Raw genomic sequence first — 18628 nt, forward strand, 5'->3', positions numbered from 1 at the left:
GAAGAGGGACATATGTCCTAGCCATGCAGGATGTTGCACCGAGAACCTCTAAAGTAGAGGAACACTATGCGCCAGCGGACGAGTTCTTTCAGAACATCGTCTCCTTGCTGCGCAACATGCTCGGCGTTGAATCAACGACGATTACGGTCACTGATGGTCAACAACGCTGGCTAAAGGCGTCGACCGGTCTCGACCCGGACGAGATATACAGCGACGTAAAATTTTACGCCGGCGTGCCCATTCACTCGGCCGATGACGAGATCATTGGGACCATATCAGCGCTCGATTCTAATGAGCGAGAACTGCCGCCCGGTCAGCTCAAAGCCATGGAGGACGTCGCCAAGGTTGTAACTGATTTCTATGAGTTACGGCGTCTTGCCGTGAATGATGGCCTGACGGGGCTTCTCACGCGCCGCGCTTTCGAAAATGAGGCGGATCGGCTCTTGCAGCTTTGCACCCGCCACAGACACCCCCTGAACCTCATTTACTTCGACCTCGACCACTTCAAATCGATCAATGACACCTACGGGCATCATGCCGGCGATAAGGTTCTCAAGGCTGTCGCTGAAACCTGCAGAGGTTATCTCCGGCAGTCCGACGTATTTGGCCGGCTTGGCGGTGAGGAGTTCGCGGTGCTGCTGCCGGAGACTGAAGAGTCCGGTGCCATACTCGTGGCCGAGAAACTCCGCAGGGCCATAAGTGCACTGCGTTTCACCTTCAATGATGAGACAATTGCGGTGACATCGAGTTTTGGTCTGGCGACGCAAAAGGATCGAAAATACGATCTGCCCACTCTGATGAGCCGTGCTGATGCCGTGATGTATGAGGCCAAGAATTCAGGCCGCAACCGTTGCCTCGTTTGGGGCGCGACCGATCGCGTCGAACGCGCTGTTCGCAGACGCGTGCTTAAAGCCGGCCAGATCGCCTTTACCGGCTCGCATGCATCGATCGACTGCACGGTCCGTTCCCTTGGGCAGGAAGGCGCTGGTCTCGACCTTGTCACCACCACGAACGTGCCGAATGAGTTTCGCCTCTTCATACGATCCGATGAGCTGAGCGTTTCGTGCAAGGTGGTGTCACGGACGCGAACCCATCTGGATGTTGAGTTCACCTAGCTTCGCCTTGCCAATTGCCTGCTGCGTTTTGGCAGATGCCTGAGCATGCAAACATCCAGTTTCGACCGCCTCAATAAGTGGTTGTAAAGACTGGTCCCGTATTCGGTGCCTTCAGTGGCGGCAACGCCGCCAACGATCTGAAGGTGAACACCGATGGGCATTGCAGAGACAGCGTTTAATCAGGCAAACCATTATCTGTCGCAAAGACCGATCGTTAAGACGGTTCTTGGCATCACCTGTCTGACAATCTGTCTCCACTTCTTGGCGGTTCTTGCGATTGAGCTTACGCAAGCGCAGGGACGGATCGCCGCAATCTGGCCTGTGACTGCGGTTGTTCTCGCTTTCATGCTCGGGCGTAGCCGGCGTGAATGGCCCCTCCTGATTTCGTCGCTTCTGGTGGCCTTGCTTACCGCCAATATCGCGGCGGGAGACGGCCTCGTCAGGGCTGGATGGCTTTCGTCCGCCTATGCGCTCGAAGCGGTCCTGGTTGCATTGCTCTTTCGTTTCAGGAAAACACCGAAACTCATCAGCCGGGCAGGCATCCTCAAGCTGATGGCCGCGGCCGCTATTGGTTGTTTCGCCTCGACAGCTATTGCCGTTTCAGGTCTGGCGATTACAGGGTCGAGCGTGCTGGTGCGTGAAGCCACGATCTGGTTTGTTGCAGACACGCTGGGCATCATCCTGTTTACCCCGGTCATCAAGATACTTATCCAGAGAAAAGGCCGCTCCGAGGCCTTTCCCTATGACCGAAGCCAGATTCTCGGCTTCGGCATGGTCTGCCTTGTCGCTGTGCTTGTCTTCGCTCAGTCGGAGTATCCGTTCCTGTTCTTCGTGCCGCCGGCTCTGGTTGCACTGGCGTTTGTAAGTGGACTGCGAGGCGCCGCGACCGGCCTCTTGGCCGTCACCTTCATTTCGCTTCCTTTTGCCCTCATAGACCGGGGGCCAACCTCGCTGATGCAGACGGATATGGAATCCAAGGTTCTGGTCCTGCAGAGCTTTCTGGTTGTGAACTCAATTCTCGCGCTGGCTGTTGGGGGAACGGTGACCGACCGGCGGCGGCTCATCTCCTATCTGGAGAGATCGAAGCGCAGGCTGAAGACCCGCACCCGCGAGTTGAATGAAATGCTGGGAAAGTCCCGTCTGGCAGAACAGATGTCCGGCGTAGGACACTGGTCGCTCAATCCGAAAACGTCTGCTGTCTATTGGTCGCCCCATGTCTATGATATTCACGGCGTCACGCCGGAGAATTTCGATCCCTCATACGGGGACGCTGTCTCGTTCTATGATGCTGAAGACCAGAAGATGGTGGACGAGACCGTCCAGCGTAGCATCCAACGCGGAGAGGGTTGGGAGTTCGAGGCGACGCTGAATACGCCAGACGGTAAACAGCGCCGCGTCCGCTCGCTCGCAGAATGCCTGATAGATAAGAATGGCGAGGTCGAGCTGATAATTGGCGTTTTCAAGGACGTCACCGAATCCACGCGCGTCTATGAAGAGCTCGCCAGGAGTGAGCAGCAATATCGCATTCTAGCCGAGCACGCGACGGATATCGTTCTGAAATATAATCTCGACGGCGAGATCACGTTTGTATCGCCGTCCTGTCGCATTCTGGGCATCGATCCAGAGGAAGCCATAGGCAACTCAGCTCTGCAGTTTGTGATTCCCGAGGATCGTCCGGCAGCGGCGAAGGCGTTCCGAAAACTTCTGGAGCATGATCCGCGCAAAGGCGTCTTTCGCAGCGAACATCGTGCCCCTTCGGCGGGTGGCGGGTTCATCTGGCTTGAGAGCAGCCCAACGGTCATTCACGACGAAACAGGCAAACCGGTTTCGGTCATTGCCTCCTACAGGGACGTAACGGACCGGCGCGAACGCGAGGAGGCGCTGGCGGCTGCGCGCGAAGAAGCCGAAGAGGCGACGCGCGTGAAGGCTGACTTTCTCTCGAATATGAGCCACGAAATCCGCACGCCGCTGAACGGTGTCCTTGGTTTCACCCAGCTCTTCGGCCGAACAGACCTTACCGATGACCAGACGCTTTATCTCGACCGAATTCGCGGCGCCGGGCAAATGCTTCGCGATATCGTTGACGACATACTCGACTTCTCAAAAATGGAAGCCGGGCGGCTCGAGATCGAAGACAGGCCTTTTTGTATCAAGCAACTGATCAACGAGACGGTGGATCTCGTCGAAGCGGGTCGGGCAAACGGCAACGTCCCGATTTTCCGTCACATCGACGAAAAAGCTGATGTGATGCTCATGGCCGATGATACCCGTGTCCGGCAGATTCTCACCAATCTTATTGGAAATGCAGCCAAATTTACCAGTGAGGGCCGGATCGACGTTTCCGTGAGTATTGACGATCAATCGGTAAACGTCACGGTCGCCGATACCGGCATCGGCATAGCGAAAGACAAGCTTGGCCGGGTATTTGACGGCTTTCGCCAGGCGGATACGACGATCACCAGAAAGTTTGGCGGCACCGGGCTTGGGTTGACGATCAGCCGGTCGCTCGCGCGGATGATGGGCGGAAACCTCGGGCTCGACAGCATTGAGGGCGAGGGGACAAAAGTCAGCTTCTGGATACCCTACAAGCTTGCACCGCAAACGCTTGAGAACCAAGCAGAGGCCGCCGCTTTGTCTGAGGCACGCGATAATCTGACCATCATGGTTGTTGATGATGTTGAAGCCAATCTCAGCCTTATCGAGCTTGGCCTGCGCCGGACCGGATTTGCGATCCTGACCTTCACATCAGCTCGAAATGCGCTCGGCGCGCTCGCAGATGGGGAACGGCCGGATATCATTCTGATGGACGTCCAGATGCCTGATATGGACGGTCTCACGGCAACCCGGGCCATACGAAGACTGGAAGGCCCTGTCGGCCAGGTCCCGATCATGGCGCTGACGGCCAATGCGCTGCCCTCCCAAATCGCTGAATGCGAGGCTGCAGGTATGGATGACCATCTGCCCAAACCCGTCGATCTTGATATTCTGGAGAAAAAGATACTCCAGATGTGCGGGGCCGCGGCCAAGAGCGGCAATGCCGCGCAGATTCACGAAGAGGACCTGGATGAATTCGAGGTTCTTCGACGTGAGTACAAGGATTATCTGGCATCGCTGAAGTCGGACCTGACCATGCTGATGGGAAATCTCAAAGACGACAGTGCGGCAAAAGCAATATCCGCCCTGGCGCACTCCATTGCTGGCACGGCGGGGAGTTTCGGCTTCTCTGATGTATCGACCGCCGCATTCGAGCTTGAGGAAATCGCGGCCGCGGCTGTGGCAAGGTCTGAGGACGCTGAGATCAGGGGGAAACTCGACGAAAAGATACGAGCCTTTCTCCAACTGACGCAGGCGGCAGCATGATCGAATTAACCCTTTGTGAATTTCGAACGTCAACTTTGCCGGTCTGGCCCAATAAAACCCTATGATTAATCAACTAGGACTCAGGGACTGTAGAAGGAGTTTCCGATGCAATCCTGTAGAATACTGATCGCTGACGACGACCGCATGCTTCGTGCGCTGCTTGTCCACAAGATGAAAAAAATCGACTGCGAAGTGATTGAGGCTTCCGATGGCAAGCAAGCGCTGGACCTGCTCGCGAGTGAGCAGGTCAATCTTGTGATTCTGGACGGGATGATGCCCGGAATGGACGGCGTGGAAGCCCTGCAGCATATCCGGCGCGACCCGGCGACCAAGACCATTCCAGTCATGATGCTGACGGCGCGGCGCGGGCAGGAAGATGCCATGAATGCCATCAGGCTCGGCGCCACCGACTACATTTCCAAACCTTTCAATCCAGAAGACCTTCTCTTGAGGGTAAAAGCACTCTTGGCGCCCGAAGGAGACACCAGCGGGTATCGCGAAAGCAGGCAGGCATAGAACGCACTAAAATGCTTCTTTGCTTTGAAAGGCGCGTGACAGGCTGCGGCCCAGTCTCTGAAAGAAGCCTTTCACCGCTTCGAGCTTCTGCGTCACGGCCTGTCCGCGTTCGATCAACGCTGGCGGGTGAGGGCTCTCATAGGTGTCGAGGCCGTACGTTTCCCGAATATTCTCGACAGGCTGATGCCAGACATCTTCCCAAGGAATAAGGATCAGCGCTGGCGATTGCCTACCGTGCACCCATGCGCTGGTGATCGTGTCCATGAGAACGCTATAGGCTGGGCCAGGTGCATCGGCGCCCAACACGGCGGTGATCGAGAGAAACTGCGCCGAATAGTTGTGGCCGAACTGCGCCATCTGAAATGCCGAGATGGCAATCTCGTGCAGGGCCGTTGTCTCGTAGCCCCCCGTTATGTGCCAAAGGTCATGTGCCTGGAGCATGCGTGTGTTGAGGTAGGCGAGCGGCTGAGGCAAGTCTGAAAGCCCGATCTCATCGCGGTCCAGGACTTCCAGATCGAACTTGTTGTCCACGATAAGGTCGTGGAATTGTCGGCCGAGCGATTTGGGCGGGCAGGCTGCTAGCGTTTCCAGCGTGATGAGGTCGGGCATCGGTCCGGCCGCTGCTTCGTCCACGCCTTCGAAATTGCTGGCAAATTCGGCGATGCGGCCGACCGTTTCCGGCGTCATGAACTTGCCGAGGGCAGCTGTGCGGGCGGTGATCGAAAGCGCGTCGAGCTTGCCAGCCTTTCCGTCCTCTACAACGTTCCAATAGGCGTCCCAAAGACCGTCAGGTGAGGGTTCTGCGGGCCGGTCCAGCGATAGGATTGGCGCGGCATCAAGGGGTGTGCCCGTCCAGCCGATCGCCAGAGCGTCATAGATTTCGGCAATCCGATCCGGCGCCAGAAAGGCTGCATGGGCGAGCGTTGCAGCGATGTGCAGCCGGTCGGTTCCTTCCGCCTTGTTCGATGCGCACCGAGAGGCTGCGGCTTTCAGCGCTTCCGGCTGGAGGGGTGTATCCAGCGCGTTCAGAAAATTCGATTTCATCTCTGGCGTTTCCATTTCTTGTCCCTCTTAAGCCCTATGCATTGATGCAGACTTGTCGCTGCGCTCCGATGCCCTCAATGCCGAGGGTCACCACATCGCCTGCGCGAAGAAAGCGCGGCGGCGTCATAGACAGGCCCACGCCGGGCGGTGTGCCTGTCGAGATAATGTCGCCTGGCTGCAGGCTCATATATTGGGAAAGATAGCTCACCAGGTGAGACACGCCAAATACCATGGTCGAGGTCGATCCGCGCTGCATCGCTTCACCGTTCAGGTCGAGCCACATTGACAGGTTCTGCGGATCCTCGACTTCATCGCGTGTTACGAGCCATGGGCCGATCGGTCCGAACGTGTCGGCGCTCTTGCCCTTTACCCATTGGCCAGTGCCTTCCAGCTGAAACGCCCGCTCGGACACATCATGGACCACACAATAGCCTGCGACATGGTCGAGCGCTTCGGCTTCGCTGACATATTTGGCCTCTTTGCCGATCACGACGCCAAGCTCGACTTCCCAGTCTGTCTTTTCTGATTTTCGCGGAATTTCGAGCTTGTCGTCAGGCCCGCAGATTGCGCTGGTTGCCTTGAAGAAGATGACCGGCTCTGCTGGCACATCAGCGCCGGTTTCGGCCGCATGGTCTGCATAGTTGAGACCGATGCAGACAAATTTGCCGACGTTGGCGACGCACGGACCGATCCGGTCGTGAGGGTCGAGGCAAGGCAAGGTCGTCAGATCGACCTTGCGAAGTTGATCAAGCACCACATCATCGAGGGCCAGACCGTCCCAGTCATCGATCAGATCGCTTACATCCCGGATGTCGCCATCCCGGTCGAGAATGCCCGGCCGTTCACGCCCCTTTGCACCAACCCTGAGAAGCTTCATTGCGACATCTCCCTAATTGGTCCAGCCGCCGTCGACGACATGTACGGCTCCGGTCGTGAAAGCGGATTCATCCGAAACGAGATAGACGGCGAGTTCCGCAATCTCCTCGGGTTTGCCCAGCCGGCCCATGGGCTGGCGTGAGACAAACATCTGCCGGGCTTGTTCATAGTTGCCCTGAGCCTCCATGCGGCCCTGAAGCGATGGACTGTCGACAGTCCCGGGGCAGATGACATTGCATCTGATGTTCTGTCCGACATAGTCGGCGGCAATTGCCTTGGTGAGACCAATAACGCCGGCTTTCGTTGCACCGTAAGCAAACCGGTTCGGTGCGCCGGTGACGCTCGACGCCACAGAGCTCATATTGAGGATCACGCCCTTGCCTTGTTGCACCATGCACGGAAGGACGGCGCGCGACATCTCATACATCGAGGTCAAATTGATCAGGATCGATTTGTCCCAGTCCTCGCGGTCGCAGTCTTCGATCGTGCCGTGATGGACCCAACCGGCCACGTTGAAAAGAATGTCCAGCCCTGACTCGCGATCAATCAGATCGGCGATGGCTACACGATCGGTCACGTCGAGAAGGCGTGTCTCGATATTGCGAATACCGGAGAGGCTCTCCAGAGCCGTCGGATCTATATCGGTTGCGATGACCCGCGCATTCTCACGCGCGAAAGCGATCGCCGATGCGCGGCCAATTCCGGCCCCAGCAGCGGTTATCAAAGCGGTCTTGCCGTCAAGCCTGCCCAAGCTGGCCTCCTGAGTGTTCGAGGTAGATGCGCGCGGCATTTGTTCGCCAGATAGCGTCTTCGTGTCCGGCGAAATATCGCGCGATAAGGCGCTCGCTCTGAGCGGCCCAGTCGGCATAGCTCGCTGCCATGGTCAGCACGGGCCAGTCGCTGCCCCAGAGAACGCGTTCAGGCCCAAAGCAGGTCGCAACATGCTGCACGATGTCGCCAATCGACGCGTCGTCGGTGCGCGCGCCGGCTTCGGTAAGCAGACCGGACAATTTCGTGGATACGTTCGGGCAAGTTGCCAGAGCTTCGATATCGGTGCGCCAATCACCGAGGTCACCGTTTTCGATAGGCGGCTTTCCGGCATGGTTGAGCACGATGCTCAAGTCCGGATGGCGCTTCGCCAGTGTGGTCATGACGCCAATGAGGTCGGGACGGGCATGCCCATCAAACACAAGGCCAGTGTCGCTCATCGCTTCGAGAGCCGGGGCAAATTGGTCCTGCAGGATCCAGTTCGGGTCGGAAAGGTCGGCAATCATCGGCCGTATTCCGACGAGACTGTTCTGCGCGGCGCGGCGATTGATCTCGTCGGCGGCGGTTTCTGCCTCGAAGTCTACCCAGCCAACAACGCCAGCGACACGCTTGTCTGCCGCCGCCAGTGACAAGAGAAAGTCGGTTTCTGCCGCGCTTGCCGCAGCCTGAACGAGGATGCAGTTCTGGACGCCAGCTTCATGGGCTTCAGTCCAGGCGTCGTCGATGCCGAAATCCCTGTAGATGTCTGAGAGCGCTGGCGTCAGCCAGGTGTAATCGCCGCGAGCCAGCGTCCAGACGTGCATATGAGCATCCAGCTTCGCGATCATGCGGGCACCGGAGCATTTTCAGCGATCAGCCCAGCGTCGCGCAGGGCGTCCCAGAGGTCCGGGACGATCTTTTTGCCTGTCCAGTCTGCAATCTGGTGGACCTCGCTGCGCGCGCGGGCGCCGGCGAGAACCGTCCTCACGGCTGGGTGGGCAGCGCAGAACTGGAGCGCTGCGGCAGGCAGGGGGGCATTAAATCTGGCGCAGACCTCACGAAGCCGGGCGGTCTTCTCGATGGCCCATTCAGGGGCTGTGTCATAGTCATAGCGGAGGGGCTGGTTCTCGCTCGAGACAAGCAGGCCCGAATTGAAAGCCCCACCAATCATGACATCAATCCCGCGATCGTGGCAGCTATCGAGGAAAGTCAGTGACGCTTTATGTTCCAGCAGGGTATAGCGGCCTGCGATCAGGAGGATGTCGAGGTCGAACTGGTCGATCACCTCCTGGCAGACCTCAATTTCATTTACGCCGAGACCAATGCGGCGGGTCAGCCCTTCAGCCTTCATCCTGGCCATCTCAGGCAGGGCTTCCTTGAGCGCCTGAGACAGAATCTTTTCATGTGCGTCGCCATGGGTGAGGCGTCCGATATCATGCAGCAGGAGTGTATCGACGGTGTCTACGCCGAGCCGTGCCTTGCTGTCGTCGAAGGCCTGGCGGATGCCGCCGGCCGAATAATCAAAGCGAGGAATGAAGGGCGCAGGCGAAGCAAACCCATTGTCTGGCACCGGGCCATCCCCGGCAGGATCGAGGACGCGGCCAACCTTGGTCGAGAGGGCCGGTCGCCAGCTTACCTGCGCCAGGCAGTCACCTATGCGCTGTTCACTGAGCCCGTGTCCATAAAAGGGCGATGTGTCGATAAGGTCGAGCCCAGCGTCGCGGGCCGCCAGAAGCGCATCCAGCGCCTCGACTTCCGAGACTTCGCTATAGAGGTTGCCGAGCCCTGCCGCGCCGAGGCCGAAACGCGGCAGCTCACTCAGTACGGAGGGCTCAGCCTGAAGTGTCACGGATGGACCACCTCTGCCCAGACCACGCCATTTGGGAACTCGTGATCGGCAAGGCTCTGCGGCCACATATCTATCGAGTAGCCCGGCTTCGTCGGTGCGATGTAGCGCCCGTTCCTGATTTCGATGGGATTGAGGAAATGCTCATGCAGGTGTGCGGCGTGCTCGATGACGCGGTCATCCATCGTGCCTGAAATGCAGACATAGTCGATCATGGAAAGATGCTGGACATACTCGCAGAGACCGACGCCACCTGCATGAGGACAGACCGGGATACCGGCCTTGTCGGCCATCATCATGACGGCCAGCACCTCATTCACGCCCGCCAGCCGGCAGGCATCGATCTGGCAAAAGCCGATCGCCTCAGCCTGCAGGAATTGTTTGAACATCACCTTGTTGTGGGCGTGTTCGCCGGTTGCGAGTTTTAGCGGCGCAATCTGGTCGGCGATGGCCTTGTGCCCAAGAACATCATCAGGGCTGGTCGGTTCTTCAATCCAGTAGATATCGTAAGGTGCCATCGCCTTTGAGGCTGCAACGGCGTCGGCGACGTCCCAGACCTGATTGGCATCGACGCTCAGTCTGACGTCATTGCCAAGCGTGTTGCGAAACAGCGCGCAGCGCTCAACGTCCTGGCGGAGATTGCCGCCGACCTTGATCTTGAAGTGGCGCCAGCCTTCGGCGTGGGCAGCTTTCAGCTTCTGTACGATGTCCGCGTCGCTGTACCCGATCCACCCGGCTGACGTTGTGTAGGCTGGATACCCCTCTTTCAGCAGCCGCTCGATTCGGTCTGCGCGGCCTGCATACTGTTCTTCCAGACGCGCCAGAGCGATGTCCTCGGGGAGGTAGTCCCGGATGTGCCGGAAATCGATCGCGGAGAGAAGCTTCGCTGGCGGCAAATCGCTGACATAGCGCCAGAGCGGCTTGCCTGCGCGTTTCGCGAGCGCGTCCCAGACGGCATTGATCAGGGCCGCTGCGGCAAGATGGACGACGCCTTTCTCCGGGCCGAGCCAGCGATACTGGCTGTCATTCAGCAAGAGGCGAGATGCCAGGCCGAGGTCTTCTTCGAACTCGTCCAGCTGGCGCCCAACAAGATGAGCGCCGAGACCCCTGACCGCAGCAACGCAGAGGTCGTTGCCGCGTCCGATCGTGAAGGTCAGCCCATTTCCCGTTGGATCGCCGCCGCTCATTTCGATCGAGGCATAGGCGCACGAATAATCAGGATCGGGATTCATTGCATCCGATCCATGGCTGTCCCGTGATGTCGGGAAGCGGATATCGCGCGCGCCGATCGCGGTAATCATGCAGAAATGTCCAGGGCCAGAATTTGCACGGCCGTGTCAGACCATTCAGGCACCGAAACCTTCAGGGTGACATTCTCTTGCGACCAGCCGCTGACACTGCCGCCGAGCTGCTTGACGGCCTTCACCGCAGCCACGTCATCCGGCAGTTCTATCTCTACGTCCGTTTCACCGGGAACGCCTAGGAAATGGATATAGACCTTGTGCGCCTCAGTGTTCTGCGTGGCCCCAATCGCAACATCGGCGACTTTGACTTCCGGCATGGCGAGGGGCCGCGTATCCTGGACCGCGGGACCTGCGGTCTCCAGCCACTTTCCGACGGCTTCAAGCCGGGCAGCCTGGCCGGGCGGGATGATTGTGTCGCCGCGCGGTCCGACATTCAGCAGAACGTTTCCATTGAAGCACGCAGAGCTTGCCAGCATGTGAGCAATGGCGTCGCGGCTGATATAGTCTTCGTCGCTCTCATTGCGGTTATAGGCAAAGGAATGGCCCATGCCGCGCGTTGTTTCCCACTGGAACGGGAGGATACGATCGAACATGCCATATTCCGGCGTGCGGGCGTCCCAGACGGCTGGTTTCGGTGGGATGATGCCGGTCAGGCCCTCAGGCCGTTCGAAGGCGTCGGTCGCGAGCGATCCATCCGGGGTGATCCAGCGATCATTGGTCAGACCGTCTGGCACTTCGTTGTAATATTTCGCCAGGATCTCGAACGAGTCCTTCTCCGCCGGGTAGGCAATATCGTTCCAGAGATAGTCAGGCTTGTAGCGGTCGATCAGCTCTCTGTAGTGAGCATTGGCGTACTCGATATAATTCTCATCCTTGCCGGGCATGGAGGTCAGGAAGTCGGCGAAGCTTTCGATCCGCTTGTGTTTGAATGTCCAGTCGACACCGCCAGAGTAGTAGACACCAAACTTCAGACCTTCGGCGCGCACGGCTTCTGCCAGCTCTCCGACGACATCGCGGGTGGTGTGCCAGTTATCCTTGTTCGGGTTCTCGACGTTGCTCGGCCAGAGGGCGAACCCGTCATGGTGCTTGGTGACCAGGACCACATAACGCGCTCCCGACTGCTTGAAGAGCTTGGCCCATGAAGCCGGATCCCACGCGTCCAGCGCTTTATTGAAGGCGGCGCCAAAATTGTCGTAAGCGTAATCTTCGCCATAGGTTTCGCGGTGGTATTTCGCTGTTGCGCTGTCCTCGAACAACATCGTGTTCTGGTACCAGTCGGCATAGGGCGTATTCGCGAAGCCGGCTTTTTCATCGGTCGTATCGAGCTGATCGATCTGGACCTTGTGCGGCGCGAAAGCGGGTATAGCGGCAGGCCCCCAATGGATGAAGATGCCGAACTTGGCGTCCTTGAACCATTCAGGCACCTCGTGCTGGCTGAGGCTTTCGGCGGTCGGCTTGAATTGCCCTGCCATGTCACTCATTGAGCCGCACACGCGTAGACGTTGACGCTAAAGGTCATCGGTATTTCCTCCCATGATGCCATCCTTGTCTGGACGGTCTATAGAGAGATTGTACGTTTAGGACGTTTCATATGCAAGCATGATGTTTGTATATGAATAGAAATGTGGAGTATCGCTATTCAGTGCGAACGTCTTAGAGGGCGTTTAAAGATCAGACGACGGAGGGAGAGTGTGGATGGAACGCAAAGCCTGGATGATAAAGCTCAAGCCGGAAAAGATATCTGAATATAAGGAGCTACATGCAAATGCATGGCCAGCGATCCTGAGGCAGATCACCGCGTCCAATATCCGAAACTACAGTATTTACCTGCGAGAGCCAGAGAACATCCTGTTCGGTATTTACGAATACCACGGCACCGATTTCGAGGCTGATATGGCCCGTATGGCGGAAGATGCTGAGACCCGTCGATGGTGGGCCGTGACCGATCCGTGCCAAGAGCCCTTGGCATCAGCCGCGCCGGGCGAGTGGTGGGTGCCGATGGAAGAAGTCTTTCATCTCGACTAGTTTGTCTGGGGGACGTGCCCCAAGGCACTAGAGATCCGATCGGCAGCCGACGCGACAAAAGCGGGCGCGTCATTCACCGAAATCCTGGTGCGCCGCGTAACGACAAATGGGACGGTAAGGCTGGCGACAGCGGACTCGCTGGTGGAATCAAAAACCGGCGCACCGATGTCTGTGACCCCGTCGACCATGCGCGACGGCATGCAGACATAGCCCGCTTCGCGTATACTGACAGCGTGTTGTTGGAGCGCATCTAGTTCGGCCTGTGAGGTGCCGCTTGTCTTCAGGTATTCCAGGATGCGCTTCTCCTGAGCGTGGGCAGCAAACGCAAAAAGGACGAGGCCCGACGCCGAATTCAGGATGGAGCGACGGTGGCCCAGTCTTACACTGAAGCCAACATCATCCGGGCTTTCCGTTCTCGCAATAACGACGATCTGGTCTGAGCTGACGACCGCCAGCTGAATAGACTGCATCATCTCAGCGGCGAGTGCTGACATTTCGGGAAGGGCCGCTTCATGCAGGTCGCGCTTTGGCGGCGACCGCATGCCGACCTCAAAGAGGCGGTTGGAAAGCTGAAGCTTCTCCGGGTCCTCGGTGCGCTCGACATAGCCGCGCATCTCCAGCACGACGATCATGCGATAGATCTCATTGCGGGACCGTCCAATGGTGCGGGCGATTTCAGCAATCGATAGCGGCGTGCGCACACTGGAAAGACATTCCAGAATATCGAGGCCCTTCTCAAGGGCCGGCGCTTTATAGGGGGCGTCAGTCATTAAGTGGGCAGCCTGATATCCAGAATGCCTGTTTTGTATATGAACCGGCCGCTTCGATCCATATCGTATGTGTTAAGGCTAGAAACGAGGGCGACCGTCTCACGCATCAAGGCTGAGCATTTGCTGCGCGGCGGGTTCGGCTGTGTCCAGCGCGCCCGATATGTCCTCAACCGGGTCTGACCGGCGACCTGAATTGAGCCATTTGCGATAGGCGAGATCTGTCGCAGACAGCAGAAGACCCGCGACCAGATCGGGCCGGTAATCGCTCTCCCGGTCCAGCTCGAATTCCTCGGCGACGAAGCGTGCGAAGATATCGGTCTGGTCGGCGTCAAATGTGGTCGACGCAAACGCCAGATCAGGGTCCGTCTGCAAGGCATTCCAGAACGTCAGTTCAGGGTCCTTTTCTTCAGAGAGCGTTTTTGCCCGGTTCAGGGCTTCCGCGCGAAAGAATGAGAAGAAACCAGTCGATCCGCGCGCGTCAAACGCGCGTTGGCGGAGCGCATCAATCCGGTTCTGAACCAGACTGAGGGCAAGATCGGCTTTCGTCTTGAAGTGCAGGAAGAGGGTCGTGACGTGGACGTCTGCGCTGTCGGCAATCGCCTGCATCGTGGTCGTCGCGTACCCGTCCTTGCGAAAATGATCACCTGCCGCCTTCAAAATCGCTGCGCGTGTGCGACGACGACGTTCTGTTCGACGTGGATATTTGATTTCCGGGCGCTGCATGGATGCGTCTTGGCCTCCCTTTGTTGTGCCGGATTTCGGTCTCTTTACCATTTTTCGTCTCGTCAGGTCGCAGCCAGGCGACCGTGGTCCGTATATCAGGGTTGAACACTATGCGGCGTGGTTACCAGCATTGCCTCGAAGGTCAGACCCGCTCTGCTCATATCCGAAGCAGTGATCTGCCTTTCCAGCCAGCTCATGGCGCTCCTTTCTGCGGAGAAAGCCCTTCGGCCCGTCGGCGCGCAAGCTCATCCACCGCAAATTGGTGGTCTGCACGGCTGACCGGATAGAAGCTCATGATGATGAGGGCCATCGTTACGAAGCCCGCGATCGACAGCCCGAATACGATCGCAAGCTCATTGACCGTCGACATCTCGACGGCGCCGGGTTGAGCATCGTCAGGAAAGCCGACCAATGTCAGCAAAAGTCCGGAGACCAGGATGCCCATGCCAGACACAGTCTTGTTGACGAATGTCGTGGCGGAAAAGATGAGTCCTTCCGATTGGCGGCCTGTCTTGAGTTGGATCTGATCCGTCACGTCGGCGACCATGGATGCGGTCAGGATCGCGGCGGCTATCACGGCCATTATTGTCACGGTCGTGAATGCAAAGAGCAATGGCACCAGCGCGGCGCTTTCATTCGACGGGAAGAGGCCAATCAAGCGTAGCGCGACAGGCACGACGACCGTCAGCATGGTAATGAAGTAGAGGGTCAGGGTCGTCCATTTCTTGCCGAAAAGCTTCGAGAGCGGAAGGACGACGACGAAAGCCAGCAAGACACCGAGCAGGCCGCTTGATGTCAGCAGCGCAATCTGTCTCGACGATAGCTCCCAGAAATAGGTCTGCATGTAGATATTCAGCGCGGCGCTCAGGCCGCCGGACATCGAACCGAAGATGCTGCCGAGCAGAAGCGGCGCGTTTGTGCGGTGAAACAGCGTCCCCATCATGTTCCGGACCGTCTGGATGAGCGGTTCTTTTGGCGGCGGCGGCGGTGCCACCAAAGTGGCGATACGGCCGTGTGTGCCAGCCGTCGAAACCAGGATCGAGATCGCCATCAGCGGCGCAGCTATGGCGGCATATTTCAGGTATCCGGACGGGTCCAAAAGACCGCCAGGCGCGGTTGGGTCATCGGCAAAGATGACACTGAAAACAAAGACACCCATGAGGATGCCGCCGACCACCCCAAAGAAAAAGCGATAGGCCACCAGTACGGTGCGCTCATGATAGTCCTGCGTGAACTCTGCTAGCAGCGCCGTCGATGGGATCTCATAGATGCCGATGGCAATGCGCGTGCCGCTCGTCAGAATGAGAAGATACGCAAACAGCATCGTGTCCGATGCCCCGTTCGGCGGCGACCACAGAAGAAAGTAAAGAATGCCAACCGGAACAATGGAGGCATACATGAAGGGATGCCGCCGGCCCCACTTGCTGCGAAAGCTGTCAGACCATTGCCCGACGACCGGGTCGAGGACGGCGTCGGCCACCATGGCGATCATGATGGCGAGACCTACCCAGGCCGCCGGCAAGCCGACGACCTGGTTGTAGTAGATCATCAGGAGGACATTAAAGCCATTGTCCTTGATGCCGAACGCGATGGTCCCAACACCATAAACAAGCTTGGTTCTCCAGGGCAGTTTGCCCGCTTTCCGGATCGCTGCGGTCTCCATTCTACCAGCTAGAATTTGAGCTGGAGCTGGACACCGTATGTGCGCGGCGGTGTCAGGTAGAGGGTCTGCGACACGCCGAATGGCTGGATACGGAGCGTGCCGGTCGCCCCGTCAAAACCCTGCTCATCAAAGACATTCTTCACATATGTCATGATCTGCAGCGTATCGTCCGGATTCCTCCAAAGGCCGATGAGGTCCACCTGATCGTAGGATGGGGTCTGGGTGTAGGACCGGTTGAAGACGCCGTGATAGGTTTCGTCGCGCCAAGAATAGTTGCCCGATACTGTCACGTCGCCGCGAGCGCCCAGTGGAATGTCGTAGCTGACATTGAGGCCAAACTTGTTGGGTATCGTCCGCGGCAGCATTTCGCCCTTCAGGTCCTGTGGCTGGTTTGCCCCTACGGCAGGCCCGGATGGCTGGGCGCCTGGCTGCTGGGCCAGGGGGTCTGCGACGTCCACAAAGCAGCACGCTTCGCGCACTTCAGAGTCGTTATAGGCATATGTCGCAAGCACGCGCAGAGCGTCGGTAGGTGTCCAGGTTGCTTCAAGTTCAAGCCCTTGGGCCCGCGAATCCTCGAGGTTGAAGAAACGGGTGAGCTGGATGCCGTTTTCAATAACATCTAGCGGCACCTGCAACCCATCATAGGAATAGGAATAGGCTGTCGCGTTCAGCTGGAAATTCGTGCCGAACGATTTCTTGGCGCCGATCTCAACCGCATCAAGAAGCTCCTCATCGGTTTGCGGGAACTGGCTGATCCCCCCCGCATTGAAGCCGCCGGATTTATACCCCCGGCTATAGCGAAGGAAGTAGTTGCTGGACGCATCGGGTTGCCACTGAATACCCGCCGTGCCGGATACCGCATCCCACTCTCCAGAGAGGTCACGTTGTGCCAGACCTGTAACCGGGTCGATCGTTACGAGGCTCGCCACACCCGGCGCGTTTGAGTTCGATACAGTCGAGGACGTCAGATCAAGCGCTGGCGCGAGATTACCTGAGCCGCCAACGGTGAAGCCTGGAATAACGCCATAGGCGATAACCCGAAGAAACTCGGAGCCTTCCTTTTCGTCCATCGAATAGCGAAGGCCGCCCGTCAGGGTGATCGTGTCGGTGATCGAGTAGTCGGTTTGCGCAAACAGCGCATAGGACTTGGTGTTGATGTCCGAGATCGCCGTTACGAAGTCGCCGCTCGGATTGGCTGGCCCGCCAACGGGCGCAAGGAGCTGCGGCTGGGCGGCGTTGCCGAAGTGCGACTCCTGAAGGAAGTTCTCGTCGTACATATAGGCACCGACGATCCACCAGAAGGCGCTATCGCCTGACGATTGCGCCGTCAGCTCGTGACTCCAGAACTCCTTGTCCTCAGTGTAGTCGAATGTGCGCTGCGGGAAAACCGTGGCCGGGGTACAAACCGGGCCCAGGGCAACGCGCAGGAACTGACAGTTCGGCCCGCCCAGGAAGACCTCACCCGCGGCTGGATTGGGTGCGTCCAGAGGAAAGGAATAGGAAAGAACGTTGGTGCTGTCGTCGTCACGGAATGAATTGTAGAAATAAGTCCGATACCCGCCGAGATACTTGATATCGATATTGTCGAGGTTCCACGTCGCGATGGCCGAGATTCCGTAATCGTCGTCAAGACTGGAGCGTGTCGACGTGTCGACATTGAACTTGCGAATATCCCTCTGGCCCGGGTTCGTGGTGACATCGCCCGCCAGAAAAAGATTGGCTTGCGAATACCCGAAAGCTGCGCCGGGAGTGAGGTACCCCGTCGGAACAGGGGAAACATCATAAGGACCAGCAAGATTGGTGGTGCGGTTGAGAAGATCGCTCTGCGCCGTGTCAGCTCTCAGCCAGACTGAGAAATTATCTGCCAGATCGGCTTCCAGCTGGAGTTCGAGATACGAGCTCTGTTGGGCACCGGCTTCGTTTGGCCCGCCTGCTACATTCTCGAAGTACCCTTCGTCCTGGTTGGCGTAGGACAGGCCGAGCTTTGCACGTAGCCTGTCGGTAATCGGGCCCGAAACAGCAGCCTCGGCAGTGACGGTGTCATAGTTGGCCGCTTCCAACCGTGCTTCGGTCGTGAAGGTGTCGGTTGGACGTTTGGAGATGACATTGATCGCCCCGCCAATCGAGTTGCGTCCATAGAGCGTGCCTTGAGGCCCGCGCAGAACTTCAACGCGCTCTACGAAGAAGTCGCTTTTGGACACAGCTCGCGTCGACGCGTCATAGACGCCGTCGGAATAGGTGGCGACGCCGGGATCAGATCCGTTCGTGTTGGTCTGACGGCCGACACCGCGAATAAAGACGCGGTCGTCGCCGGCTGAATAGGCAAGGCTCGGGGTGAAGCGGGCAAAGTCACCGAGGTTGTCGAGCGCGAGTTCCTGGCGAAGGTCGGCTGTGAAAGCCGTCACAGAGACAGGAACATCCTGCAGGTTCTGTTCGCGCTTCACGGCGGTCACGGTGACCTGCGTGAGCTTGCGCACGCCGTCTTCTTCGTCCTGTGCGGCAGGCACTGCTTCATCGCTGGCCTGCTCTTGCGCCATGGCAGCGCCGCTGAAAGCCGCAAGAACAGTCAGGCTTGCAGCCGCCAGCAAAGATGATCTCTGTCTCATATATTCCTCCCATGTGTTCCCGGTTCTCCGACCAGGATTTCCAAGAGAGTAGGATATATTAATCTAGTTGAATAGAGTTACCTAAGGGCAGTC

The 18628-nt window shown here is 58.1% G+C and carries 15 protein-coding genes; 4 read left to right on the forward strand and 11 right to left on the reverse strand.

Annotated features, from left to right (window positions below):
- Nucleotides 1-23 precede the first annotated feature (23 nt).
- The 3 genes from F550_RS0114760 to F550_RS18025 all read left to right on the forward strand — a co-directional run bounded on the left by F550_RS0114760 (nt 24) and on the right by F550_RS18025 (nt 4991).
- Nucleotides 24-1115: a GGDEF domain-containing protein gene (locus tag F550_RS0114760; RefSeq protein WP_018149351.1), complete on the forward strand. Its 1092-nt coding sequence runs from the start codon at nt 24-26 to the stop codon at nt 1113-1115.
- Between the two features lie 153 nt (nt 1116-1268).
- Entirely contained in the window at nt 1269-4475 is a 3207-nt protein-coding gene (locus F550_RS18725; RefSeq protein ID WP_018149352.1) for an ATP-binding protein, read from the forward strand.
- 105 nt (nt 4476-4580) lie between these two features.
- Nucleotides 4581-4991, forward strand: coding sequence for a response regulator (locus tag F550_RS18025; protein WP_040500564.1), 411 nt, complete (start codon nt 4581-4583; stop codon nt 4989-4991).
- A gap of 6 nt (nt 4992-4997) precedes the next feature.
- On the opposite strand, the gene F550_RS0114775 is transcribed toward F550_RS18025, so the two are convergent.
- From F550_RS0114775 to F550_RS0114805, 7 genes are read right to left on the reverse strand one after another with little or no spacing between them, the layout of a single operon-like run.
- Nucleotides 4998-6035, reverse strand: coding sequence for a Coq4 family protein (locus F550_RS0114775; protein ID WP_169332279.1), 1038 nt, complete (start codon nt 6033-6035; stop codon nt 4998-5000).
- Nucleotides 6036-6069: 34 nt separating this feature from the next.
- The gene (locus tag F550_RS0114780; protein WP_018149355.1) at nt 6070-6912 is read right to left on the reverse strand and encodes a fumarylacetoacetate hydrolase family protein; all 843 of its coding nucleotides are present in this window, start codon (nt 6910-6912) and stop codon (nt 6070-6072) included.
- Nucleotides 6913-6924: 12 nt separating this feature from the next.
- Nucleotides 6925-7701: an SDR family oxidoreductase gene (locus F550_RS0114785; RefSeq protein ID WP_083911010.1), complete on the reverse strand. Its 777-nt coding sequence runs from the start codon at nt 7699-7701 to the stop codon at nt 6925-6927.
- Entirely contained in the window at nt 7649-8506 is an 858-nt protein-coding gene (locus F550_RS0114790) for an amidohydrolase family protein (RefSeq protein ID WP_018149357.1), read from the reverse strand. Before F550_RS0114790 ends, F550_RS0114785 begins: the two co-directional genes overlap by 53 nt.
- Entirely contained in the window at nt 8503-9507 is a 1005-nt protein-coding gene (locus F550_RS0114795) for an aldo/keto reductase (protein ID WP_018149358.1), read from the reverse strand. The genes F550_RS0114790 and F550_RS0114795 overlap by 4 nt, the downstream gene beginning before the upstream one ends.
- Nucleotides 9504-10805, reverse strand: coding sequence for an enolase C-terminal domain-like protein (locus F550_RS0114800; RefSeq protein WP_018149359.1), 1302 nt, complete (start codon nt 10803-10805; stop codon nt 9504-9506). The genes F550_RS0114795 and F550_RS0114800 overlap by 4 nt, the downstream gene beginning before the upstream one ends.
- A complete protein-coding gene (locus F550_RS0114805) occupies nt 10802-12229 on the reverse strand; it encodes an alpha-L-fucosidase (RefSeq protein ID WP_018149360.1) in 1428 nt (475 codons plus the stop codon). The genes F550_RS0114800 and F550_RS0114805 overlap by 4 nt, the downstream gene beginning before the upstream one ends.
- A 214-nt stretch (nt 12230-12443) precedes the next feature.
- Here F550_RS0114805 and F550_RS0114810 point away from each other — a divergent pair, with 214 nt between their 5' ends.
- Nucleotides 12444-12773: an L-rhamnose mutarotase gene (locus F550_RS0114810; RefSeq protein ID WP_018149361.1), complete on the forward strand. Its 330-nt coding sequence runs from the start codon at nt 12444-12446 to the stop codon at nt 12771-12773.
- Here F550_RS0114810 and F550_RS0114815 read toward each other — a convergent pair.
- From F550_RS0114815 to F550_RS0114835, 4 genes are all read right to left on the reverse strand, one after another.
- Nucleotides 12770-13543, reverse strand: a complete 774-nt coding sequence (locus F550_RS0114815; protein WP_018149362.1) for an IclR family transcriptional regulator — start codon at nt 13541-13543, stop codon at nt 12770-12772. The two genes, F550_RS0114810 and F550_RS0114815, sit on opposite strands and share 4 nt — an antisense overlap.
- Before the next feature lie 99 nt (nt 13544-13642).
- Nucleotides 13643-14266, reverse strand: coding sequence for a TetR/AcrR family transcriptional regulator (locus F550_RS0114825; RefSeq protein WP_018149364.1), 624 nt, complete (start codon nt 14264-14266; stop codon nt 13643-13645).
- Between the two features lie 193 nt (nt 14267-14459).
- Nucleotides 14460-15929, reverse strand: a complete 1470-nt coding sequence (locus tag F550_RS0114830) for an MFS transporter (RefSeq protein ID WP_018149365.1) — start codon at nt 15927-15929, stop codon at nt 14460-14462.
- 8 nt (nt 15930-15937) lie between these two features.
- A complete protein-coding gene (locus F550_RS0114835; protein WP_083911012.1) occupies nt 15938-18535 on the reverse strand; it encodes a TonB-dependent receptor in 2598 nt (865 codons plus the stop codon).
- Nucleotides 18536-18628 lie beyond the last annotated feature (93 nt).

Source organism: Henriciella marina DSM 19595 (assembly GCF_000376805.1).
Lineage (GTDB): Bacteria > Pseudomonadota > Alphaproteobacteria > Caulobacterales > Hyphomonadaceae > Henriciella > Henriciella marina.